This is a genomic window from Paenibacillus sp. FSL R5-0923 (assembly GCF_038009145.1).
GTDB lineage: Bacteria > Bacillota > Bacilli > Paenibacillales > Paenibacillaceae > Paenibacillus_AQ.
The window spans coordinates 45,026-69,062 of sequence record NZ_JBBPAT010000003.1 but is presented as its reverse complement, the minus strand read 5'-3'; the positions used below and the strand labels follow the sequence as shown (position 1 = coordinate 69,062).

The following is a 24,037-nucleotide window of genomic DNA, read 5'->3' as shown; positions in this document are numbered from 1 at the left end:
TATTTGATCTTTCTATTAATAATATGTAATACTTATATTAAATCAGTACATAGTAGAAAGCTTGATTGTCGAAAAAAGTAGATGCATAAAGCATAAATAGTCTGTATTAACTCTACTAAACGTTTCTTTGCTCTGATATACGTCGGAGTGTTTCCAGACTTGATGTATTGGGTAAATGAGGGTATCAATTGGGATACTCTGCAAGCTGATTTGTAATCGCAATGTTGGATATTTATTAATTTCAAGACAAATAATTTGGATCGCTTTACAGCATTTTGTCGAAAGTGTACATATTTTTGTCGAATAATTGTCGATAAATATCATATTTTGTAGAAATAAAATTGACAGGGAATGAATAGCACTTTAATATTAGAGTATAGCGTAATCATTACTATCACTTAGAAGCCTACATAGCTTTTAGCAAAAATGATTATTAATGTGAATTCAAGGGAGGATGTACGATGATGAAAGCGACAGGCATAGTAAGAAAAGTAGATGAATTGGGACGTATCGTAATTCCTATTGAACTACGTAGAACGATGGGAATTGACATAAAAGACCCGCTCGAGATTTTTGTAGATGGAGAGAAAATTATTCTTAGAAAATACGAGCCAACTTGTATCTTCTCCGGAAGCGCAGAGAACCTCATCAATTTCAAAGGTAAAATGGTAAGCAAAGATGTTCTCGATGAGCTGATTTCCAGCTTTGACAGAGTATAATCGATAGATTACACATTTTTGCTAAAAAAGAACCGGTACAGCAAGCACAATTTGTGCATGCTGCCGGTTCTTTTTTATGATAGCACAACAAAAAAAAGCAGCAAATCCCCTAGAATAATAGGAAACCTACTGCCCACATGATCCTTATTCAGACTCCAGCACACTTTGAATTTTTTTGATAAAGGCTTCATATTGCACAAGGCCCAATTCCATACACAGCTTTTGGTAAGGGGACAGTTTGCAATCTAGTTGCTTTAATTTCTGATCAAGATCATCGTACATTGCCTGCTTTTCTATCAATGCTTGCCGAAGTAGATTATCTATGTTCTCTTTATCGGTCTTATCTCCGAAATACAGATGCATAAAAAAGTCTGAACGCAGAACTTCCTTTTCAGCCGGTGTTTGCAAGTAAGCATGGAACTGATCCAAGCCGGCACGGGTAATGGTAAATACATTTTTGTCAGGTTTGCCTTCCTGCCGTATGGATTCTTTGGTGATTAGGTCCAGCTTCTCCATCTTGCTTAGGGTTGGGTAGATGGTGCCGTAGCTGGCATCAAAGAAAAAAGAAAAGTATTCCTCGAAATGCCGTTTTATCTCATAACCCGAATGAGGTTTTTCACTTAATATCCCTAGAATGACATCTTGTATATTCATGAATCATTGTCGCTCCTCTCTTTCACCTCCTACCATATCACAACTGCATTTCGCTCTCAATTTGAAAAGGCATAACCAAGGAGGCAAACTAAATAATTACACATTTGCTGGTACGGGCTCTTGTTCTTGTGATAACTGAGTTTCCTTGCGAATGAAGGTTAGGATAATGCTTAATCCAGCTATTGCTGCACCAATGCAGAGTAGATAGAACATATCTTTCCATACACCATTGCCTCCGATAACTAGGTCGAGCATGCCATTTACCGCGTAGTAAGCAGGTGAGAAGGGACCGATCCAGCTATAAAAAGGAGAAAGCACATCACGAGGAATCGTTGCTCCGGAAGCCAACATTTGTATGGAGAGAAGTGCGATATTTAGCCAGGCGCCAGCGTCGCCGAGTAGCAGCAGACTGAACTGTGCAAGAATCATGCAGGAGAGAATCACAGTGAACTCGAACAGCCACATGAGCAGAAAGCCATGGCTGGAGTGGATCCCGAGCGAGTTAACCATGATAGTCCCCACTAGAGAGGTTAATACAGCCGTTGCACTCATAATGGCAAAACGGGCTGCAAGGCGATCCCATTTACCAAATTGACCCGATAAATTGGAAGATGCTTTTTGGAGATTCATGGCGAGTAACATAGCTCCGGTAAAGGAGGCGGTAACAATCATTAACGGAACCATAGTTTGTGCAAAATTAGTTGTGGGATGGATGACTTCAACGTTTGCGGAGATTCGGCTGCTTGCCGCACTTTTGATGATCTCTGCTTGTGCCTTCGGCAGCTTCATAGCTTCAAGGGTTTGGTTTAGTGCTGTATCACTGCTTTGAGTGTTCATGGCAGCCGTGACTTTAAGGGCTACAGTCTGCATAACATTGCTAACCATTTGCGGATTGGATTCATTTACGAGGTACCGGAGTTCAGCCTTTGCGGAAGGATTGCTAATCGCTCCGGTGAACCCTTGTGGAATATTGATAATCATGCGGATTTCTCTATGCTCAAGGGCTTCCTTGGCAGCTTTTAGTGGAAGGTCCTGTCTGGTTACGAACTGAAGGGACTGGGTAATACCATCGACTACAGGCTGAGCATTCGCACCATCCTCATTCACAATAGCAATGGGCAACTGATCTACCCGATCAGTTACATGGTCATACCCTGTAATCCAGATTAAGCTGAAAAAGACTTGGAACAACAGTGCAGTTATAATCCCGACAATGGTAGCGGGCTGCTTGAGGAAGCGCATGATTAATGGACGTGACATGGTTATCTCTCCTTTATATTTCAACATGGTATATTACAGTCTGTAATATACCATGTTGAAATATAAACTGCAACAAGAAAAGTGGAGAGCATGGACATTCCGAAGTGATATCATATATCATAGGGCTTGTACTGGAAATTTCGTGCAGATGAATGTGCTTACCTGAAGCAAAAGAGAATGGGGAGGAACAACAGATGAGTAAAGAGGTACAAGGAACAGAACTGAACGCGGTTCACTCGGAGTTGAACAAGCCGGAAGCGATTGTTTTTGATATGGATGGAACATTGTTCCAGACTGAAAGTCTTTTATTACCTGCATATCATAAAATGTTCGATATTTTGCGGGAAGAGGGATTATACTCAGGACCAACACCGCCTGAAGAGCTTATTCTAAGCGGCTTAGGGATGCTGCTGGCAGATATTTGGAAGAAGGTTATGCCTGATGCCGATGAGGCGGTGCACCGCCGTGCAGATGAGCTGCTATTGCAGCTTGAGGTCGAAGGACTTGAAGCAGGTGGGACGTTACTGTATCCTCAGGTGGTCGAAACACTGACTGCTCTAAAAGAGCGGGGAGTACGGTTGTTTGTGGCTAGTAATGGGCTGGAGGAATACATTCACAGTATAGTTGTGGTGCATGAGCTTAAAGAGTTATTTGAAGGATTGTATAGTGCGGGTGGTCAAGGCACTGCGACGAAGACAGAATTGCTACGCATTTTGCTGGACAATCATGGAATCAAGAGTGCCTGGATGGTAGGCGATCGCTCGTCCGATGTGGAGGCAGGTAAGGGAAATGCTCAAACCGTCATCGGCTGTGCGTATGCAGGTTTTGGCCGTCAGGATGAGCTAAAGGGCTCCGATGTAATTATCACTTCCTTCGATGAGTTGATAGACTTGTACGACAACGCATCGGTTAGCGAATAGGAATATCGCGATTTATATTTGGTAAACGAATAAAAGGCAAACCTCATCTAAGCAGAGGGTTGCCTTTTTTAATGTTAAGGTTCTAAATGCAGATGCAGGAATAGCTCAAAGCTAAAAAGATATACATAAACAAAGGGGATGATCCGATAGATCATGGAAAGGGGTTATTCCTATGTGATGATAAGGAATCGAGAAGCATGTTAAAGGAGTATAAAAAATGATAATGAGCTTCATTTTTATTGCTTTAAGCGCTGCACTTGGAGTGGGCATGTGGTTTTTAGTAATAGGTATAGTCTTTTCTATTGGTGGCGGAGACTTATTTATAGTTACTCATTATGACTCCTTATTTTTTTATATTGCTGTTTTTTTGTTGTGTATCGTGAGCTATCTTTTGTTTATAAAACATCTATTAGAGAAGGACTTACAGCTCTTACTCCATATTTGTGTGGGTACAACTATGCTCTTCTTTTTTCTAACGCCTTGGCTCAGCTAATCAAAATCTTCAATACAACGATTTTTTCTAATATAAGTTCCTCAGAACATCAGAAGTCATACAACAACCGCACTTTCTGCATATTGCAGAGAGGCGGTCGTTTTGTTGTTGAGTATCAATTTATTCCTCAGTAGTCTTAGCTGTGGTTGGGGCACCTTTGTTATTATATAGCCATAACGCATATTCTAAAGGTCGCACTAGTGCTTTGCGATAGGTGTTGCCGTCCCCTGATCGGGCAAACACTTCACGTGCAGGCTTTGGATTAACCTCCAGCACATAGATTTTTCCTTCTCGATCAATGGCAAGATCCAGTGCAAGTTCACATAAGGCTCCGAAACTTTCTTCCAAGAAGGCAGCGGCATCAAGACCTAACCTTTCGGCTGTTTTCATAACCTTATCGGTTTTATCTTGACTACCCAGCCATTCCTTCAGGAGCGTTTCAGCTCGAACGGCGTGCCCACCGCCATGAAGATTGGAGGTTACGCTTCGCGCCGCACCGACCCTTGCTGCCATACCTGTCAGTTCCCAGACGCCTTGCCCATTCTTTTGAACGAGCATGCGATAATCATGGAAACGTCCACCAGGCAGACGTAGTGGAATCCCCTGTTGGACGAGGAAACGTCCACCAATACACCATTGTCGAACGATGGAATCCAATCGGGAGGCAGAGACCTTTCGGGGTGGAATAATCCGGCGATCTTGGCGACGGCCTTGAATATCAAATCCCCCTTTACTGTCCTTTACCCGCTCAATTCTAAGGATACCGCGTCCACCTGTGCCGTTTGCTGGCTTGATATAGAGTACCGGGCTCTGCTTCAACATTCGGTGCAGATCGGCAGAGGAATGATACAGTAATGTTTCTGGCATATGCTGCCGGAAGCGACTCTTTTGTGAGAATGTTTGGTGTATGGTCCATTTGTTACGCAGTGGACGATTCAGAAACAGCAGATGTTTATAGCGTTCACGGAAACGAAGCAATTGTTGAAAGCGCGTGCTGCGCTGGATACGGCAACGGTCATAAATCATGTTCGGGAAGGAACGCCATTTGCGTGACCATTTCCCGCTCTTTGGATCAAAGACAAGGGCATGGATCTGCTCTTTGCTGGGATGGACATCCATGGGGGTAAACACAAAAACATCCAAGCCCATTCGATTGCCCTCAATGATCATTCTCCGGTACACGGCCTTTTCTTCAAGCTGCTTGGCTTCATTTATATACAAAGTAAGAATGCCTAAGACGGGCTCTGGCACAGGAGTTCACCTTCTTGTGGAGAGTTTGTAGTACTGACGGTATTCTGTAGTGACCGGATCAATAAAGTTGGCTTGCCAGTAGGGCCACTAGTAAGCGCTACTGCGGCAAGACCAACATTGAAACACATTTTCAGACTGGCCGTATTATCGCTGGCAACACTGCATTCCAGACGGCCTAAACGCTTTAACTGGGCGGCCATAAGGGCGGTGCCGGTATGCCTATTTCGGTATAAGGGATGCACGGCAACGAGACAAGCCTCTTCACCGAAACCGGATACGAAGCTTACTCCTGCTAGCTGGCGCCCATTCTGACCGCGTACGGTGGCGACAAGCAGCGAGACACCCGGCTCTGACAACTGTTCTGGAGTTAATCGGGCCATTACCTTGCAAGCTTGGTTTGTAATCCGACGCTCCCCATGCTCTCTTATAAACTCAAGCAGTCCGGTTAGCCGCGATTTCCACTTTTTAGCATCAGTGTCGTAGATAGAGGATATCTGCATGCTGTGTCACATCCTTTAATGGATTCTATTTGATATGGCGTGCTAAGTGCTGGCCATATTGAAAGATTCGCTCCAAAGAAAGCTTGCGAATCGCAGGCTCATCAAATTTCATCGGCCGGGAGTTTGCCTCAAAGAACCAGAGTCCGCCGTTCTCATCGACACCGAGATCCATCGACATCTCCCCGAGCATAGAATCAGAGGCTCTTTCAATTTGTCTGGCAATTAACAGAGCAGTTGTAGGTACACTTTTTAAGATAGAGGCTGCTCTTTCGGTTCCAAATGTGCTTTCCAGCATGGTGGAGGGCTCCTCGATACTTCCGCCACGAGGTACATGCGTAGTGATGCTGCGGGCACCAGCTAGACGCGCACCTATGCCGGTCATTGCCCAGCCGCCTCTGCCGTTTTTCTGCAGAAGTACACGTAGATCAAATGGTCGTCCTCGGTGAGTTGCTAGTTCAATAGCTTGCTGTACGATATAGCGTGAGCTTCCCTTTTCTTTGCCTATCCGTGCCCAGAGGCGTTCTACTGAGGCAGCTTTGTAGGTCACATTTTTTTTGCCGCTTTGAATTTGCAGACGATAGGGTAAGGTGGTATCTGCACGGTATTTTAAACGCATAATTCCTTTACCTGCTTTGCCATTCTCAGGTTTAAGATAGAGACTGGTATGATTATTTAGCATGGCAATAAGCGTGTTTGCACTGCGTAAACGTCTGGTTTTTGGAACATGCTTCGAGGTAGCATATGAGCCTTTCAACCATTCAAATAGACTCCATTTATTGAAAAAATATGGATTATATAGCTTAATGCCTGGATGTTCCAGGCATTGAGCTATTTTGCGTACGACAGCAGGTTTTTCCTCATCCTCACGGGTAGGAATTCGGTTATATATGATTTGTGGAAGAGGTACCGGAATGCTGTACCATATTCTTCCGCTGGATGATGGGACATAACCGTTCACCATCCGTTCCTCAAGCTTCAAGTCACGGACAGTGACGACGTAGACAAGAAATCCCAGTTCCTTGCCTGTGCGAATGATGTCCCGGAAATTATTACGGTTGCCATTAAAATGCCTTACTTTATCGCTGGTTGTCAGTATGGCAATAACGGGTTTTGTTTCATCCGGAATATGGGTGTTCACATCTCATCCCTCCTGCGGAATTTGCTGAGGTATAGACAATGCTCCAGAATGTGCTCGATGGAAGCTTTGCCCTCAGCGCGCAGGGAAGGATGACGGAAGATGGAACGTCCTGGTTTGGCGTTGGCCTCGAACATCCAGATGTCTTCATCCTGATCAATGCCGAGATCAAAGCCAATTTCACCGAGCAAATGACGATGCTGGATTTCTAAGGATTCTGCCAGCTTAATGGCTGTACTCTTCGCACGCTGTAATACTTCATCTGCTCGGCTGCCGAATACACGCCCGAGCGCCTGCCCAGGTGTAAGCAATGCCCCCCCGTTTTTGAGGTGAGTGGTGACACTGCCCCGGCCGGCTTTCTTAGCGCCAATACCGACTACAATCCATTGATTACTGCCGTTTTTATGCATATGGAATCGGAAGTCAATGGGGCAGCCATCAATTTCAATCAAACGTATTCCTTGTTGGACGATATAATTTTGCAGGCCTTGACCGTGTCGTGACCGAAGCATACGCATGAGGCTTTCAAAGGTAGTGAAGCGCAGAAGTACGTTTTTTCCACCTTTGCGGTAGCGGGCAAAATATCCTTTTTTCGGCAGATAGGTAAGTCGGTAAATCCCGTGACCCAGGCTGCCTGCGGAAGGTTTGTAATATACAAAATGGTGGTGATCCAGCATTTCTCTCATTTTTTCGGAGGAGGGATTGCTGTGTGTCTCAGGTACGTAACGGTTTGCAGCTCCGTCATTCTCTAGCAACCGATAAATATCGGACTTATTGAAAAAGCTCCAGTTGAAGTAAGGGATTTTCTTGCGCATAAAGCGTTCGCGAAGCTGGTTGATATAAGGTGAAGTCTCCGCTCTCCGACTGGGTAGCCGATTGTAGACGACATCAGGCAGAGGAACCATTTTACGTTCGAATTTGCCGCCTGCGGTTAAGAAATAACCATAGACCTGCTCCTGTTGCCAGTTGATATCACGCGGCATAAAGGCAAATATATAACATTTGTTACTGCCTTCCCGCAGTAATTGCTTTATAAAGCCAGTGCGAGAACCGAAGGGTTGATTTGGAGATGCTGGCCCATCGGTCAATACACCGACCAAAGGTCCAAGCTGTACCTCGTCGTTTTGCAGATTGCGTAAATAGATACCACCAGATTTCGGAACCTTGATAGCACTCTTTACACCAGTGGCGAGGAATAGATGATTTCCGGCGCGCTTGATGGGCTTGATCATGGTCGGGATGGCATCTTTACCGAGTCTAAGGCGAATGTTCTTCTTCCCGGTTAATTTCAAGCTTTTCATCAGTGCACCTGATACATATACAACTCTTTGGGGCTGCTTAGTAAAATGCACATTGCAAAAAGTGAGACTCATTTATGAATCCTCCTTAGGAACCATTGTTATCATTCTCCCGTTTATAACGGAGCTGTCCGTAGATAGGGATGGTATCCGTCGCTGTGTGAGTAGCAGATGGCGCGCATAAGACAGTGGATTCTCGGCGGCGAGCTTAGCAGCCCGGCGGTCGCCCGTCAGCCGGAATACCGTGCGCCCTGGCTTGGAATTTGCTTCAAGTAAATGAATCCGACCGCTCGAATCAATACCGAAATCTAGGCCGAGTTCTCCAAGCCTACCGCATGCAGCCTCCAGAAGAGGAGGCAAGTATGCAGCTTCTGCAGCAAGCTCCTGCATGATGTCTTTTCCGTCCTGACCATATTCTGCAAGCAAAAAGGGCAAAGGAGGAACCGCAGTTCCACCGCCATGCAGGTTCGAAGTCAGTGAACCATGATTACCCAGCCGAACGGCCATGCCAGTAAGATCCCAGCGACCGAGGCCATTCTTTTGCATCAATACACGCACATCGAACGGTTGCCCCTTACGATTAGTTAGGTGCAGATAAGGCTGTATAATATAGCGGCGTGTGCCGATAAATTCATGAATCCAGTTCAGTCCTTCATCCTGCGAGCTGAATACATATTGAAAGGGTGTATTTGTCCCATCACGCCCTCGTACTCTTATGCCTCCTCCAGAGCGTCTGTTCTGCAGTATGGCATGTAATGTACGTTTGCCATGAGAGCCTGCTTTGGGTTTTAGGAAGACCCCGTATTCTCTTTCAGCGAGCATATTGCTTAACTTGCGTGTACCGGTATAAAGAACAGTTTCCGGCAGTAAAATAGCGGCTCTTCGGTTACGCTTCAAGATCTCGTATACGCCCCATTTATCAGGTAGACCTCTTGACCAAGGTAGTGAGCGGTGAAGGAAAGAGAGTGCAGACGAGGCTTCTTTTCTTTCTTTCGGACTATTGTAAAAACAACGATTATAAATGATATCTGGTGGTGTAGAGGTCGTATTGTGCCAGCTTCCGTCTTTCCATGTATAACCGGTTATAGATGACCCGTCTGCCGCTACTCCGTCCGGATGAAACACGAGGACTTTAAGGTTATAGCGCGGAGCTGCACGGCATAAATGACTGCAAAATTCTGGCTCGGCAATCGGAGGATTCCCGTGGCGACGGCCCGTCATAATGCCGAGGAACCCCATAGCTGTTTCAGTCATTGTGTCCTCCTTATAAACCGGCCAAATAGCGGCAATACAGAATCATTTGCTTGACGGACGGTCTGATTTTTTGATCGTTTAGCGGTGTATTATCGTTCTTGGAAGGTTTGGAGTTAACCTCCAAGAGCCATATTCGTCCGGATTGATCCAGTGCCAGATCGATTCCGAGCTCTCCGAAATGAGCAGGGATAAAGGTTTCTACTCCTCTTGCAATGGCTAGTGCTGCTCTTGGAAGCTGAAGCTGTACGCTATCCTTGGTACCTGGAGGAAGGCTGCTCTTGCTAACGGCTTCACGGACAGTACTGAGACTGCCACCTCTTGCTAGATTGGAGACGAAATGATTGCTACCAGCGGTGCGAGCGACAATGGAGGTAACGCCCCATTTCCCGGTACCATTCTTCTGTACAAGTGCTCGGAAATCTACAGGACGCTTACCGAGCTCCATCAAAGGTAATCCTTGTTGAATCTGGTAGCGCGTTGTCTTCATCTTGGGAGCAATGGACTGGTACAGTTTAGCTAAAGTCGGGTAGCTTTGCTTGCGTGTACCTATTGAGGTAGTAGATAACAAACGGTATCCTCCGCCTTCATCTTTGGAGATTCGGAGAATGCCTTTGCCGAGACTGCCCCGTACAGGCTTTAGAAACACGCTTGGATATTGGCTGCACATCTTCTTTACAACGGCAAAACCGTTTAAAGCATGCGATTCCGGTAAATACCGCTTCAATGAAGGGTCTTGCGCTAAAGCTTCAAATACTTCTGTCTTGTCAAGAAATTTTTCGTTGAAGAAATGCGTTCCATACCGTGATTTTACATCCGCCAAAAAATGCTGTACGCTAGGTTTATTCTCCACCTTTCGCGTCGTTAGCCGATTGTTGATTACATCGGCGATGGGCAGACTCATTTTCCTCCAACCCTCGTTGTATACCCAGCCCTGGATGGAAGAGCTGCTTGTTTCCAGCGCTTCCGGGGTAAAGAAATATACATAGGCGCCTTGTGAGTGGCAGGCATTTGTTAATTCTCGACAGAACATGGTAATGGGTCCAAACAGCCTGTCGAGATTATCTGGATGGTCACGGCTGACGAGTACACCGATCAACGGTCCAAGTCGCAAGGTACGACTTACGGAGCTGTATGAGGCGTTGAGGGTTTGCCGATGTTTCCATCCGGTCCGCCGCGCCAGTCCTTCGCTTACACGCAGGCTTTCGGATTTGGGAGCCGGGATAATGGTAACCTCCTGCCGGAAAGAGCCGAAAGCCAGCTGGAGCGTTCCGTGAGCCGGGATTTTGAGTCTTTTCATGGATCGTTCGCCAAGCATTATAGCGTTTTCCTGCAGGATGCCCGTGTGGACCGTATGGACCGGGATCTTGAATTGGGACATCGTGGATCTCCTTCCGGTAGGCAGCATGATGCCGGCAATTTGGTAGCTAAGGGTTACATATCATTCATCATATGGAGACATATGACCCTTGGTGATTGACCTACTCTTTAAAAACCTTGCCGCATCATTTCATAAGTCTGACCCAAGAAGCGAAACAAGCATGGGATGAATCAATATTTGGAAACTTAAGCGTATGCTTCCGGTGCGAGTTTTGTACGAAGTAACTCTAGGAAGCGAACGCTAACAAAACTTAAGCAACGCTTTCGAAGTGAGTTTTGTACGAAGACGAATCGAGAAGTAGTGACTTACAAAACTTTTAGGAGGAATCATAATGAGTATTCACGACAAAGCACATGAACTGGCGAAAGCCATTAAAGAAAGCACTGAGGTAGCGGATATCACCAACGCGATGAAACTGGTAGAAACAGATCCTGAAGCCAAGGCGATGCTCGACAACTTCCGTAATGGCCAATTGGAGCTTCAACAACGGATGATGAGCGGAGATATGCCTCCACAGGAAGAAATGGAGAAGATGGAGAAATTATTCGAGGTGCTTAACATGAATCTTGGGATTCGCCGTCTGTTCGATGCAGAACGCCGTCTGAGTGTTGTAATCGAGGATGTAAACAAGATCATTACCGAGAGCTTGTCGCAATTGTATGGCGAATAAACGCTTTTAGTAAGCGGGTATTCACCTGAAAAGTTTGATCAGTGCAATCTAAATAGGGTGTTCCCGAAGCCGGTTGGCATTGGGAACACCCTATTTATTCTTGTGACTAGCACATGAGTAAACTCGCTAATCTTGTTTTCCTTCGATTGCGCAGAGAAGAATACCAGCAGCCAAACCTAGGCGACGATCAAGCATTCCCTTGGGATCCTCAGAGAAGTCAGCGATGATTTTTGTAACGAATGGATTAAAATTTTGTTTGAAAGTCGGGATCGTTGTATCATTCATCTCGATATTATATTTTTGAGGGATAATAGAGATGAAGCGGCGGAGTATAGCCATTGCGGTGCTATCTTCCTTGATTTTTCCGATTTCCTGATCATGATGATCGAGAATCGTCCATTCATCTTTCAAAATCGATTTGAGTCCCTTACGCCGAAGAGCACCAACATGCTCGCCAGTCTCCGAATCATGCACATCATAAACGGCACTAAAGTCGATGGCATTGCGGGCTTTTATACGCAGAAGCTCCTTTTGCATAGACTCATCCGTGTACAGTGCAATATCCTCTTTCAACTTGAATGCTTTCATTTGTGAATAGAGTACAAGCTGCTCGGCGTTATCATAAATATGAAGCTTCGCACCCATGATCGAAAATACCTTTTTTCGAATTATGTATTCGGTATGAGTATAAGTTGCATTCAATTCTAAATCGCCCCCTAAATGAAATAATCATCTCATATATAAGCTTTGCTAGCTACATAAATGCATACTATTTTATATAATTTTTTGAGTAGAAGTATATTTTTATGGACTTGTCTCATATTACGGGCTTCATGTTCATAGAGTAGAGATATAGATTCAATCGAATATCTTGTCTACGAGGAGCTGTTAGTAATGAGAAAAAGAAACAAGTTTAAACATGGTGTCTATCTGTTGCTGGCGTTGGCCATGCTTTTGTATGCTCTGCCGAAGTTATCGCTTGCGAATGGGCCTAGCTGGGTGTTTGGTTTTGGGGTGGTCTGGTCACTTTTTGCCTTTATGGTCATCGCGGCACATCTGCATTTTATTATCGGTGTTGATGAGGAGAAGACCAAGCGTTTGGAAGCTGTGCGAAAAGCAAAATTGGAGCAATGGCAGTCCAAATGGAAAGAAGAAACTAGAGTTACACAAAGATCATAGAATTGGGTAGCTTCCTTAAGTAACTAGATTTAAATATTCCCGTGGAAAACGCTGAAATGGCGAAAAGAAGGGTATAAATCCCCTAGATTCTCGTGAGAAGCGCCGAATTAGCTAAAAGAAGGGTATAAATCCCCTATATTCCCGTGAAAAGCGCTGAATTAGTTGAAGGAGGGGTATAAATCCCCTAGATTCCCGTGAAGAGCGCCGAATTAGCTAAAAGAGGGGTATAAATCCCCTAGATTGCCGTGAAAAGCGCTGAAATGGCGAAAAGAAGGGTATAAATCCCCTAGATTCACAGAAAAGCCCACTAGCTTAAGCCAGTGGGCTTTAAAATTGCCCTGCAAAGCAGGGGGATTAAAGTTATCTTGCACCTGTAAAAGGATTGATCTCATCCGAGAGATCTTTTCCAGCTTTCTTTTCTTCTGCAGATATCCGTTTACCTAGAGCCGCGTAGTACCACACCGCAGGAACGAGAATCGCGAGTATAAAAAGAAATTGCATAAAGTCATCCCCTTTCACCTCTCCATCATAACATATTTTTCCTTTTTTCTTAAGGGACTATTCTCTATTCGCCTACCCACTACCCAGTTTGTCTAATAAACGGGTTACTCTTTACTGACAGAGCATTCTACTTCAAATACATAACTGGCGCTCCCCTGAGGCCATCTTGCTTGGATTATATACAGATGTTTTCCGCTACCTGCTGCGAGCTGAAAACTGTTATTTTCTACGGAAAGAGCTTCGTCCGGACGTTCCTCACCAGGAAATGAAGCCACAACCTCTATCTCCTTGGGTGCATATGAGAATTTGAGTTCTACCTGATCACGGCTGATGGCTTTGGGATGTACCTTCTGTTTGGTAACTAATTGATCGTAAGAAGCCATATCTACACAGACGCCTTTGCCATTGTCATTCCAGCAATAAGAGCCTTGAATGGCATCGAAATGCTCACCGCCAACAGTAACTTGGACGTTAGGGGGCTGTGGGTTAGTAGTGTCTGCTGGAGAAATCTTATCTTCTTTAACAGTCGATTGGAATAAGTCCAACAGATCTTTTTTGCTGATATCCGAAAGACGATAGTGACCCGTTTGTCCCGATTTAATGAGTAACCCACTGTTGCTTCCGACGATCCAAAAAGAGAACTCATAACTTATGCCTTCCTTCATGTTTACGGTGGTTCTGTAATCGCTTGGAGCAATATCTAGTTGTCCTTTATCATATTCAGCAGCAGTTATGGCTTGAACGAAACGTTCCAAGGATGATGCTTCAGAAATAGTCGTCGCCGGCTGGTCTTTTTCAATTAAGTTAATAGAAACTATATTTTGTGCATCCAGTTCTATTTGGCTTGATTGTTTTACTTCGGTTCTCGCATTTCCACAGCCGATCAGTCCTATGAAAAGCAAAGTAATGGTAAATATTATTAACATGGTCTTGTTCATATCCACAATGCTCCTTTCCTCTTTCTTTAACTCTCAGACTATAAAAAAGAGGAAAAGGTTGCTAAATAACGGGCAGTTAAATTCGAATTCGATGCTTATGAATCGGTTGTACTGTGCCATTCTCTCCGTGTATAATGAGTACAGTATAGTACAGATCGGAGTACGGGGGTGTAACAGTTGGAAGGTCAAGGCGATGCAATTACTAAACACGAGCAACTGCTGCAGCATATTGAAGGTCTTAAGGTAGGCTCCAAAATATCTGTTCGTAAGCTTGCAAAAGAAATGTTGGTCAGTGAGGGAACAGCTTATCGTGCCGTTAAGGAAGCTGAGAATCTTGGAATTGTCATTACGAAGGAACGGATTGGTACAGTACGTGTAGAAAAGAAGCCTCGTAACATTTCTGAACAGCTGACGTTTGGTGACGTGGTTGATATTGTGGAAGGTCATGTTCTCGGCGGGGCTAGCGGACTGAGTAAACATCTACATAAATATGTAATCGGTGCGATGAAGGTCGACGCGATGATTCGTTATATAGACGCAGACAGTCTGCTTATTGTGGGTAACCGCGATGATGTTCACTCCTTGGCGCTAGAGCAGGGTGCCGGAGTTCTGGTTACAGGCGGTTTCGGGACGAGTCGTGAAGTGAAGGCATTAGCCGACGAACTGGATCTCCCCATCATTTCATCAAGACATGACACGTTTACCGTGGCATCAATGATTAACCGAGCGATTTTTGATAGATTGATTAAGAAAAAAATTATGCTGGTAGAAGATATTGTCGACAGCAAACCGCGTATGATTACGTTAAAAATTTCAAGCACCGTAGGTGAGCTACGACAGATTTCAGAGGAAACTGGAGAGCAACGTTTTCCCGTTACAGATGAATGGAACCGAGTGATTGGGATTATCGGCCGACGCGAAGTAGAGAACCTGACAGAAGGGCAAAGTATTGAAAAGGCTATGGTTCGGAGTCCGGTTACCGCTGCGCTGCATACCTCACTAGCTTCAGCTGCGCAGATCATGATGTGGGAAGGTGTCGATTTCCTACCCATTGTAGACCGTAACCGCAAATTGGTGGGCTCCCTAACCCGTAAAGAAGTGCTGCAAAGTCTGCGAGATGTCCGTAACACTCCACAGCTTGGGGAGACCTTCGATCATCTCATCTGGAACGGTTTTGCGGATGAGCGGGATGAAGAGGGACGATTGTTTTTTCACGGCTTTATTACGCCTCAGATGGCCACAGACCTTGGTACCATTTCTGAAGGTGTATTGTCTACGCTAATGACGCTCTCTGCGTTTAAGGCAGCTAAGGATATTACAGGAAATGACTACGTATTAGATAATATGTCCACCTATTTTATCCGGCCGGTACAGATCGAACATGCGATTATTGTAATGCCGAGACTGCTCGAGATAAGTCGCCGTACATGTAAGCTAGAAATAGAGATCAGCTATTCGGATACCCTGGTAGCGAAAGCTGTCCTGATGCTGCAATCCATTGATCACGGCTAATAGATAATGAATCACAAACATGCTAAATAGACTGCCCTCAACGATGATAGAGAGGGTAGTCTATTTTATTCTTGTAATCCTATCAGAGGGATAGTCTAGGCTTTCGACTGGTGTTGTTCCTGGCTACGGCTACGACTGTAATAACTATAGCTGCGTATTCCTGAGAAGATGTTAAACACACCGATTAGAAGAAAGGCAGCTTCAACAATGATATTAACGGTGGAGCCGCGAAATAGAAACATGGAAATCAGGGAGAGCGTTACGAGCATAGCGCCCAGCATCACATTCATGACGGAGCGTTTTAGCCCCTTATCTTGGGGATTTAAGGCACGGCGAGAGGATAAGCTGTACACAGCGGCGCCGATTACAAAGATCACCAGCAGGATAAACAATAAGTACTTGATAAATAAAACCATGGACAGCCAGCTCCTTTATCATGTCTTGCAAAAGCCTTGAAGTAATTTCCACTTTTGTCTGTCCATTATTGTATCACACGATTGTTGTTAGTTGCGCTTAAAAGGACTGATTTCCACCCAGATTTGCAGAACACCTTCCATGACGAGCATCGTCCGGATTTTGACAGAGTATTCCTTATCACGCACAATGTAAAGTTTGCCATCCAGCAGCAGTCTAACCAGTTTACTGTCTGTGTCAATATCGAACATGCTGCGGCCACGCATGGGCTCCAGATCTGAGCCCATTTGGCTTATAATTAATTTTACAGTTACGGGGTCAAGGGGGTTATCTTCTTTGGACTTGCTCTCTTCCGAACGGATTTTGATTTCTCTGATTACGGTAGAGGTATTATTGTATTTTTTGAGCGTTTTAATATCTTCCTGATATTGCTCAATGTCTACGCGTAAGTCTTGATTTTGCAGCCACAACACATTATACCCAACATGGAAAATAGCATTGTATATGACAGCTCCTACGACGATCCCCAGCATGAATATAGCGGAAATTTGGGTGAATCTACGAAAACGACTGAATGGTGGAACTCTCACTGGCGTTACCCCCTGCCGCACACCCATTTTACTAGCTCGCTGCCCATATGAGCTCCGAGAAAAGCGAAGGCAATATACATGATTTGCTTGATGGCGGGGGAGAGGTTACCTCCAATCACATTGCTTTCAATGACCCGTAAAGGGTCCATAGTACCCCCTACAGCGGCGGCAAGTGCCCATATTTTAATCCGGTCTGCTACATCTAGCATCGTTTGCGTCGGTGGTTGCAGGGATACTACGGCGCCGATTCCGCCGACCATAGCTCCGCCAAGTACGATGCCGAAGGCGATAAAGAAATCGAGGATGGCTTTGCTCATAAAAATGCTCATAAAGGCCCCTTCCCGGACGAGGCATCTATAAACGTTGCCTGTCCATATGCTCTTAATCCATTCTATGGGCGGGTCCCCCTTTAATATGATAAAATAGTTTCATCTTATAGTGCGAGTTCAAAAAGTACGGTTTTCAGCACCGAGAAGATTGAAAGAAGGTAGAAAATGAGGAGTGGAGCGTAGTGGAAGCTACGTGAGCACCGGAAGTTTCGCCTGAATTCAATCTTCGATGTCGAGTAAGCTTCTTGGGTTACTTCGTGATAAAAACGGACTTTTTTGAACAACTATTTATGTTTGATTTATGTAGTAGGAAGGAAGTGGGATGATGAGCCCTTTCGTGCATTTGCATGTGCACAGCGAATACAGTTTACTGGACGGGGCGGCGCGCATTACCGATCTCGTGCGCCGGGCCGGCGAATACGGCATGAAGTCGCTGGCGCTTACGGATCATGGAGTGATGTATGGGGCGATCCCCTTTTATAAAGCGTGTAAAGAGAATGGAATCAAGCCGATTATCGGCTGTGAAGCCTATTTAACCGCGGGCTCTCGCCGTGAGCGAGGCAGTCGTAAAGATCAACCGATTTATCACCTGATTCTGCTCGTCAAGAATGAAACCGGCTACAAGAACCTAATGAAGCTGATCTCTATCGGTCATCTGGAAGGTCATCACTATAAACCTCGTATTGATATGGAGGTTCTGGCCGCTCATTCGGAGGGGATCATATGCCTCAGTGCCTGTCTTGGCGGCGAAGTGCCGCAGCATCTGTTGCATGGAAGAGATGACGAGGCGCGAAAAGCTGCGCTGCGATATAAGGAGATTTTTGGCGAAGACTTCTACCTGGAGCTTCAAGATCACGGAATTTCCGAGCAAAAACGAGTAAATCCGAAGCTGATCGCACTTGCCAAGGCCTGTGAGATCCCACTTGTAGCTACGAATGACGTCCATTATTTGGCCAAGGAAGATGCAGAGGTACAGGATGTTCTGATCTGTATTGGAACAGGTAAAACTGTGGATGATGAGGAACGGCTCAAAATCGGAACAGATCAGCTGTTTCTCAAAAGCAGTGATCAGATGGCGGCGTTGTTCCCGCATGTGCCTGAAGCTATCAGTAACACGCTATTGATCGCAGAAAAATGTAATTTGGAGCTTACCTTCGGTCAACATATTCTGCCTGCCTATTCACCAATTCCAGAAGGTAAGGACTCCGCTGCATATTTGCGAGAGTTGTGCTTTAAAGGGCTTGAAGAACGGTATATAGACACACCGCTTTGGGCATCGCCTGAGCAAAGAGAAACCGCTGAAAAGCGTCTTGCCTATGAGCTTGGCGTCATCGAGAATATGGGTTTTAGCGATTATTTTCTAATTGTGTGGGATTTTATCGCTTATTGTCATCGTCAGGGGATTGCTACTGGTCCGGGCCGGGGTTCTTCCGCGGGGAGTCTTACCGCTTATTCCCTACGAATCACGGATGTAGATCCGCTTAAGTATAACTTGCTCTTTGAACGTTTCTTAAATCCAGAACGGATCACGATGCCGGATATTGATATCGATTTTAGTGATGAGCGTCGTGATGAGGTTATCGCTTATGTGGTGGAGAAATACGGCAAAGAACATGTGGCACAGATCATTACGTTCGGAACCATGGCTGCACGGGCTGCAGTTCGTGATGTGGGCAGGGTACTGAATTTACCTTATAACGAGGTAGATAAGGCTGCCAAGCTCATCCCAGGACAACTAGGCATCAGCCTTGCTAGAGCGCTGGAGACTACTCCAGACCTAAAAGCGCTGTATGACAGTAATCCGAAGATCAAAGGCTTGCTGGATATGGCAATGAAAGTGGAAGGTATGCCTCGTCATGCTTCGACACATGCTGCCGGGGTTGTTATTTCCAAAGGTCCGCTGACTGATGCTGTACCCCTTCAAGAGGGCAACGAAAGTACAGCGTTAACTCAGTACTCTATGGAGCATTTGGAAAGTGTTGGGCTGCTGAAGATGGATTTTCTGGGCCTGCGTACTTTGTCGATTATCGAACGCTGCATGAATTCGATTAAAGAAATGAGTGGCAGTGTTCCAGATTTTAAAATCATACCAGATCATGATCCGCTCACGTATGAAATGCTAGGTGCTGGTGAGACGACTGGGGTCTTCCAGCTGGAGTCGGCGGGTGTAAGACGTGTGCTTAAGGATTTGAAGCCTAATGGTTTTGAAGATATCGTATCGGTCCTAGCCTTGTATCGTCCGGGTCCGATGGAGTTTATCCCGAAATATATAGCAGGTAAGCACGGTCAGATCGAAGTAGAGTATCCGCATCCTGATTTGAAATCTATATTAGCGGATACCTATGGGATAATTGTGTATCAGGAACAGATTATGCAGATTGCTTCGCTTATGGCTGGATTCTCGCTTGGTGAAGCGGATCTGCTCCGCCGAGCGGTTTCTAAGAAGAAGCGCGAGACGTTGGATAAGGAACGCAGTCATTTTGTACAGGGGAGCTTGCAGCAAGGATATAACGAAACGGATGCGAATGCCGTTTATGATATGATCGTACGGTTTGCCGATTACGGCTTCCCGCGTGCGCATGCGGCGGCTTATGGTGTGCTGGCTTTTCAGACGGCTTATCTTAAGGCGCATTATCCGGTACAGTTTATGGCATCTATGCTGACCGCCGTGATGGGAACCCACCGTAAGGTGGCGGAATATGTACTGGACTGCCGCCGCACGGGCATTGGCGTATTACCGCCGGATGTGAATGAGAGCGGCGTACTGTTTACCCCTGTTCCAGGAGAGGAAACGGGAATAGGGCATATCCGCTTTGGGCTCGCAGCGATTAAGAACGTCGGCACGCTAGCAGTGGAGAATATTATGTCGGTTCGCAAGGAGCGGCCGTTCGACAGCCTGCTCGATTTCTGTCGACGTGTGGATCTGCGGGTCTGCAACAAGCGGGTAGTGGAGTCTTTGCTGCAGGCAGGAGCCTTTGACTGTCTGCCGGGTCATAGGGCCCAGCTGCTGGCTATGCTGGACGAGACCGTTGACGCCGCGACGAAATGGCGCAAGGAGCGGGATGAACTGCAAATTCAGTTGTTCGATGATTTGGTGGAGACGCCGAATTGGGAGATTCGCTATCCGGATATCCCTAAGTTTACAGTAGGACAGCAGCTGGAGATGGAACGTGAGCTGCTGGGGCTGTATCTATCAGGTCATCCGCTCGACGATAGTGCTGAGCTGCTTGAGGAGACGGGTATACAGCGGCTGATGGATCTCGGCGAAGCCGCAGATGAGAGCCAGACGGTTACGGCCGGGATGGTCGTATCCGTTAAGGAAATTACGACGAAGCAAGGAAAATCGATGGCCTTCATCGAATGGGAAGATCAGATCGAGCGCTGCGAAGTCGTGCTCTTCCCCGAGGTGTGGAAGCGAAGCCGCGGCTTGATTGCCAAGGGCGCGCTGCTGGCCTTGCGCGCCAAGGTGCAGCAGGAGGACGAAGGCTTCAAGCTGCTGGCCGAGGAAGTGGCGCTGCTATCCGCGGAGACACTCCGCGGTCTGCTGCAGCGCCGTAGTGCCGCCGCGTCCCGCCCGTATAGCGCGGGACGCTCGGCCTCAGCAGGAGCGCAGCCGCGTGGCGCGGCTCCTGCTTCGCGGGCTAGCGGGGCCGCCACTGGCCCCGCTGGCAGACCTGCAGGCGGCGCAGCTGCGCCTGCAACACCTGCACCGGCCGCTGCGCCAGCGCCGGGCTCAGGCCAGCGTGTCTTTATCAAGATCACGCCGGCCGCCGAGAATGCTGCGCAGCTGTCGCGCCTGAAGGAGCTGCTGCAGAATCATCCAGGCCCAGTAGCGACGATTCTGTTCTACGAACGGGATCAGAAGCTCCTGGCCCTTAGCGATAATTATCGGATTAAGCCTACCGAGGAGCTATTCGCGGCTATCGAGTCTATGCTGGGGGCAGGTACCGTAAGAATAAAATAAGAACAATTCCACCCTTTTCCGCATACATTAGGAAACCACAGGGCGAATCCCTGGGCGGAAAGGGGAATCACATCATGTCCTATCAAATGGCAGTTGATCTGTTGGAACGTAGAGGCGTAACACTTTCTTCCATTGCTGAAATCGTATATATTTTACAATCGGTCTATTATCCCGGTTTATCCAAGGAAGAATGCCTTTCCAGTGTGAAATCTGTATTGGGAAAAAGAGAAGTGCAGTACACGTTAATGACGGGGATCGCACTTGATGAGCTGGCAGAGAAAAGACTGCTTCCGCAGCCGCTCCAGGCAGTAATGGAAGCGGATGAATCACTTTATGGAGCGGACGAGACTCTAGCCCTTGGCATCACAGGGGTATATGGGATGATCGGACTTACAGGATTTGGGTACTTGGACAAAATAAAGCTTGGAATCATTGGTGAATTGAACGATGATAAGGGGAGGATTCACGTGTTCTTGGATGACTTAGTAGCGGGTATCGCTGCAGCTGCTTCTGCTAGAATCGCTCATCGGCAGGAAGGGGCAAAAGTATATCCTCTGGTCACGGATACGGAATAAATGACCCGATTCATTTCGTTTGAACGAGTTCCTCAGTCTTGCTTCCTTTGCCCTACGCCTGTTGCGGGAAAAAAGTAAACTGTGTTATCATAATTCCATTATACGGGATACGGCTGGGAATTAAGATTGGGGAGGCCTTGCAAGGCATGTGGACGGTAATATATATCGCGCCGACCGCCAAAGTGGCGGATATGATTAAGAGTAAGCTGACTGAAGAAGGTTTTTTAGTAAAATGCCGTCCAATCAATATGTCCAAGCAGCAGTTTGAGATATTGGTTCCTTCGGGTGAACTGGAGGAAGTACAGGAAGTCCTTAATCTTATTCTGCATCCCTGAATTTCTATCAAGAGAAAAGTCATGACAGCGGCAAGCTGCATAACGCAAATAAACGGCTGAAGAGGTGCGGGTGTGTTCAAAGATTTATTTCAGAAGAAACGGAAGTACGCGACTATTCCTTCAGAACGTCTGGAGCGAAGCGGCGTGCCTGCAGAAGGCGAACGCCCCAAACGGGAAATTCCAGAAGGATTAATGAGTAAATGTAATAAATGCGGAACGATCCAGTATAGCAAGGAATTGGAAAAGAATCTAAAAGTATGTCCTACTTGTGGTCATCATTTGCGCTTGAACGCCGTAGAGCGTATTGCTATGACGTTAGACCCAGAGGGCTTTATTGAGTTTGATAGTGAAATGTATTCTATAGATCCGCTGAAATTCCCGGGTTATGCCTCTAAACTGGAGCAACAGCAACTAAAATCGGGACAAACTGATGCCGTGATTACGGGTCAGGGATCTATTGGCGGACATCCAGTGATCGTAGCTGTGATGAATTTCGAATTTTTCTCTGGCAGTATGGGATCTGTAGTTGGTGAGAAGATTACCCGGGCGATTGAAGAAGCCACGGAGAAGCAGCTTCCACTCCTTATTTTCTCTACTTCTGGCGGAGCGAGAATGCAGGAGAGTATTCTAAGTCTTATGCAAATGGCGAAGACCAGTGCAGCGCTTGCTCGTTTCAACGAAGTGGGCGGCCTTTATATTTCTATAATTACGGATCCGACAACTGGCGGGGTATCTGCGAGTTTTGCTAGTCTTGGCGATATTATTATTGCTGAGCCTGGGGCGGTATTCGGTTTCGCAGGACGTATAGTCATTGAACAGACAATTCGCCAGAAGCTTCCGGATGATTTCCAGACGGCTGAATTTAATTTGCAGCATGGCTTGATTGATATGGTTGTGCACCGTAAAGAAATGCGCGCCACACTGACCAAAATTTTGGAATTGCATGATGTGAAAGGGGGATTTTAGGTTGGCAGGAGAGTTGCCTTTTGAAATGCCTCTGGTTGAAATGCGCAAGAAAATTGCCGAGCTAAAGCAGTTTGGCGAAGAGAAAAGTATTGATTTTACGGATGAGGTAGCAAGACTGGAAGAACGGTACCGTGTGCTTGAGGAGGAAGTTTATTCTAATATCTCCCCTTCCCAAAAAATGCATCTAGCTAGACATCAAGGACGTCCGACTTCTCTTGATCTTATGGGGCAGATCTTCACAGATTTTATCGAGCTTCACGGGGATCGAATGTTTGGGGATGATCTTGCAATTGTAGGCGGTATCGCCAAACTTAACGGTGTCCCGGTTACGGTCATTGGCCAGCAGCGCGGTAAAGATACGAAGGAGAATATTTTACGCTTTTTCGGCAGTGCACACCCTGAGGGCTTCCGTAAGTCACTGCGTCTGATGCAGCAAGCGGACAAGTTCAATCGTCCCATTATAACCTTTGTAGATACGAAAGGTGCATATCCAGGCAATACAGCTGAGGAAAGAGGACAATCCGAAGCAATTGCCCGTAATTTACGCGAGATGTCTCAGTTTGGTGTTCCTGTAATCTGTGTGGTTATCGGTGAAGGCGGAAGTGGGGGCGCATTAGCACTGGCAGTTGGTAATAGAGTGCTTATGCTGGAACATGCCATTTATTCGGCGATATCTCCTAACGGTGCTGCATCAATTCTATGGAAGGATGCTTCGAAGGCTGATCAAGCGGCAGAAGCCATGAAGATAACGGCATCTGATCTGCTTGAAATGGAAGTCATCGAAGAGATTGTTCCTGAGCCAAAAGGCGGCGCACATCGTGATTACGAAGCTACGGCAGCTGCAATTAAGGATGCATTATGGCGTCACTTGCAGGAGCTGATTCCTCTGGATAGAGCGGAATTGAAAGAAGATCGTTATCGTAAATTCCGTAAAATTGGTGAGTTTGCTGAAGTCCAGCAGGAGCAGATTTTCCTTGAAGAAGAAGTGGAATCTGAAGTGTGAATAGTGCCTTTCCATTTGCACTTTAAGACATATAACCATACTTAGTGGACCATATTGAATTAAGTGTAAATTATACATTTTATTGGAATTAAAATAATCTCGACGCAATGCCGGGATTATTTTAATTTTTTTTGTGCGTTCAGATAATTCGAGCTCAAATTACATCTAAAAGAGCCTACAACATTGATTTTGTGTCTAA

General features: G+C 46.1%; 24 protein-coding genes. 10 read left to right on the top strand and 14 right to left on the bottom strand.

Going from position 1 to position 24,037, the window contains the following annotated elements; translation table 11 throughout:
- Positions 1–461: 461 nt before the first annotated feature.
- The gene (locus tag MKX35_RS31235; protein ID WP_042125931.1) at positions 462–719 is read left to right on the top strand and encodes an AbrB/MazE/SpoVT family DNA-binding domain-containing protein; all 258 of its coding nucleotides are present in this window, start codon (positions 462–464) and stop codon (positions 717–719) included.
- Between the two features lie 144 nt (positions 720–863).
- Here MKX35_RS31235 and MKX35_RS31230 read toward each other — a convergent pair whose 3' ends face one another.
- Positions 864–1,373: a PadR family transcriptional regulator gene (locus MKX35_RS31230; protein ID WP_042186461.1), complete on the bottom strand. Its 510-nt coding sequence runs from the start codon at positions 1,371–1,373 to the stop codon at positions 864–866.
- Positions 1,374–1,469: 96 nt separating this feature from the next.
- The gene (locus tag MKX35_RS31225) at positions 1,470–2,633 is read right to left on the bottom strand and encodes a YhgE/Pip domain-containing protein (RefSeq protein WP_076300898.1); all 1,164 of its coding nucleotides are present in this window, start codon (positions 2,631–2,633) and stop codon (positions 1,470–1,472) included.
- 194 nt (positions 2,634–2,827) lie between these two features.
- Between MKX35_RS31225 and MKX35_RS31220 the strand changes: the two genes are divergently transcribed.
- The gene (locus tag MKX35_RS31220) at positions 2,828–3,553 is read left to right on the top strand and encodes an HAD family hydrolase (protein WP_076283333.1); all 726 of its coding nucleotides are present in this window, start codon (positions 2,828–2,830) and stop codon (positions 3,551–3,553) included.
- 613 nt (positions 3,554–4,166) lie between these two features.
- Here the strand turns inward: MKX35_RS31220 and MKX35_RS31215 are convergent.
- Genes MKX35_RS31215 through MKX35_RS31190 form a run of 6 tightly spaced genes read right to left on the bottom strand, consistent with a single transcriptional unit; the run spans position 4,167 to position 10,862 of the window.
- On the bottom strand, positions 4,167–5,297 hold the full coding sequence (locus tag MKX35_RS31215) for a YheC/YheD family endospore coat-associated protein (protein WP_076300900.1): 1,131 nt from the start codon (positions 5,295–5,297) through the stop codon (positions 4,167–4,169).
- Positions 5,279–5,797 (bottom strand): GNAT family N-acetyltransferase, encoded by a 519-nt coding sequence (locus tag MKX35_RS31210; RefSeq protein ID WP_076300901.1) that lies wholly within the window; start codon positions 5,795–5,797, stop codon positions 5,279–5,281. Before MKX35_RS31210 ends, MKX35_RS31215 begins: the two co-directional genes overlap by 19 nt.
- A 25-nt stretch (positions 5,798–5,822) precedes the next feature.
- Positions 5,823–6,935 (bottom strand): YheC/YheD family endospore coat-associated protein, encoded by a 1,113-nt coding sequence (locus MKX35_RS31205; RefSeq protein WP_076283329.1) that lies wholly within the window; start codon positions 6,933–6,935, stop codon positions 5,823–5,825.
- Positions 6,932–8,305 carry a YheC/YheD family endospore coat-associated protein gene (locus MKX35_RS31200; protein WP_076283328.1) on the bottom strand — a complete coding sequence of 458 codons (1,374 nt, stop codon included), beginning with the start codon at positions 8,303–8,305 and terminating at the stop codon, positions 6,932–6,934. The genes MKX35_RS31205 and MKX35_RS31200 overlap by 4 nt, the downstream gene beginning before the upstream one ends.
- A complete protein-coding gene (locus MKX35_RS31195; protein WP_052404216.1) occupies positions 8,306–9,484 on the bottom strand; it encodes a YheC/YheD family endospore coat-associated protein in 1,179 nt (392 codons plus the stop codon). It abuts the gene before it with no gap.
- A 10-nt stretch (positions 9,485–9,494) separates the two neighbouring features.
- Complete coding sequence (locus MKX35_RS31190; protein WP_076283327.1) at positions 9,495–10,862, bottom strand: YheC/YheD family endospore coat-associated protein; 1,368 nt, start codon at positions 10,860–10,862, stop codon at positions 9,495–9,497.
- A gap of 331 nt (positions 10,863–11,193) precedes the next feature.
- Between MKX35_RS31190 and MKX35_RS31185 the strand changes: the two genes are divergently transcribed.
- Positions 11,194–11,532 (top strand): YlbF family regulator, encoded by a 339-nt coding sequence (locus tag MKX35_RS31185; RefSeq protein ID WP_042186485.1) that lies wholly within the window; start codon positions 11,194–11,196, stop codon positions 11,530–11,532.
- Between the two features lie 126 nt (positions 11,533–11,658).
- On the opposite strand, the gene MKX35_RS31180 is transcribed toward MKX35_RS31185, so the two are convergent.
- Entirely contained in the window at positions 11,659–12,234 is a 576-nt protein-coding gene (locus tag MKX35_RS31180) for a hypothetical protein (RefSeq protein WP_042186488.1), read from the bottom strand.
- Positions 12,235–12,426: 192 nt separating this feature from the next.
- Here MKX35_RS31180 and MKX35_RS31175 point away from each other — a divergent pair, with 192 nt between their 5' ends.
- Complete coding sequence (locus MKX35_RS31175; RefSeq protein ID WP_042186490.1) at positions 12,427–12,711, top strand: hypothetical protein; 285 nt, start codon at positions 12,427–12,429, stop codon at positions 12,709–12,711.
- A 360-nt stretch (positions 12,712–13,071) separates the two neighbouring features.
- On the opposite strand, the gene MKX35_RS31170 is transcribed toward MKX35_RS31175, so the two are convergent.
- Positions 13,072–13,212: a hypothetical protein gene (locus tag MKX35_RS31170; RefSeq protein WP_179085720.1), complete on the bottom strand. Its 141-nt coding sequence runs from the start codon at positions 13,210–13,212 to the stop codon at positions 13,072–13,074.
- 104 nt (positions 13,213–13,316) lie between these two features.
- On the bottom strand, positions 13,317–14,150 hold the full coding sequence (locus MKX35_RS31165; RefSeq protein WP_076300902.1) for a hypothetical protein: 834 nt from the start codon (positions 14,148–14,150) through the stop codon (positions 13,317–13,319).
- Between the two features lie 177 nt (positions 14,151–14,327).
- Between MKX35_RS31165 and MKX35_RS31160 the strand changes: the two genes are divergently transcribed.
- On the top strand, positions 14,328–15,662 hold the full coding sequence (locus MKX35_RS31160) for a DRTGG domain-containing protein (protein ID WP_076300903.1): 1,335 nt from the start codon (positions 14,328–14,330) through the stop codon (positions 15,660–15,662).
- A gap of 95 nt (positions 15,663–15,757) precedes the next feature.
- On the opposite strand, the gene MKX35_RS31155 is transcribed toward MKX35_RS31160, so the two are convergent.
- From MKX35_RS31155 to MKX35_RS31145, 3 genes are all read right to left on the bottom strand, one after another.
- Positions 15,758–16,078: a YtpI family protein gene (locus tag MKX35_RS31155; protein WP_042186497.1), complete on the bottom strand. Its 321-nt coding sequence runs from the start codon at positions 16,076–16,078 to the stop codon at positions 15,758–15,760.
- An 87-nt stretch (positions 16,079–16,165) separates the two neighbouring features.
- Complete coding sequence (locus MKX35_RS31150; protein WP_076300904.1) at positions 16,166–16,666, bottom strand: DUF4044 domain-containing protein; 501 nt, start codon at positions 16,664–16,666, stop codon at positions 16,166–16,168.
- Positions 16,667–16,671: 5 nt separating this feature from the next.
- Positions 16,672–16,995 carry a YtrH family sporulation protein gene (locus MKX35_RS31145; protein ID WP_042186502.1) on the bottom strand — a complete coding sequence of 108 codons (324 nt, stop codon included), beginning with the start codon at positions 16,993–16,995 and terminating at the stop codon, positions 16,672–16,674.
- Between the two features lie 325 nt (positions 16,996–17,320).
- Here MKX35_RS31145 and MKX35_RS31140 point away from each other — a divergent pair, with 325 nt between their 5' ends.
- The 5 genes from MKX35_RS31140 to MKX35_RS31120 all read left to right on the top strand — a co-directional run bounded on the left by MKX35_RS31140 (position 17,321) and on the right by MKX35_RS31120 (position 23,838).
- Positions 17,321–20,959: a DNA polymerase III subunit alpha gene (locus tag MKX35_RS31140; protein WP_076300918.1), complete on the top strand. Its 3,639-nt coding sequence runs from the start codon at positions 17,321–17,323 to the stop codon at positions 20,957–20,959.
- A 74-nt stretch (positions 20,960–21,033) separates the two neighbouring features.
- The gene (locus MKX35_RS31135; RefSeq protein WP_076300905.1) at positions 21,034–21,534 is read left to right on the top strand and encodes a phosphatidylglycerophosphatase A family protein; all 501 of its coding nucleotides are present in this window, start codon (positions 21,034–21,036) and stop codon (positions 21,532–21,534) included.
- A gap of 146 nt (positions 21,535–21,680) precedes the next feature.
- Complete coding sequence (locus MKX35_RS31130; RefSeq protein WP_042125966.1) at positions 21,681–21,869, top strand: hypothetical protein; 189 nt, start codon at positions 21,681–21,683, stop codon at positions 21,867–21,869.
- A gap of 72 nt (positions 21,870–21,941) precedes the next feature.
- Entirely contained in the window at positions 21,942–22,835 is an 894-nt protein-coding gene (gene accD / locus MKX35_RS31125) for an acetyl-CoA carboxylase, carboxyltransferase subunit beta (protein WP_042186509.1), read from the top strand.
- A 1-nt stretch (position 22,836) separates the two neighbouring features.
- Positions 22,837–23,838, top strand: a complete 1,002-nt coding sequence (locus MKX35_RS31120; protein WP_042186511.1) for an acetyl-CoA carboxylase carboxyltransferase subunit alpha — start codon at positions 22,837–22,839, stop codon at positions 23,836–23,838.
- Positions 23,839–24,037: the final 199 nt, after the last annotated feature.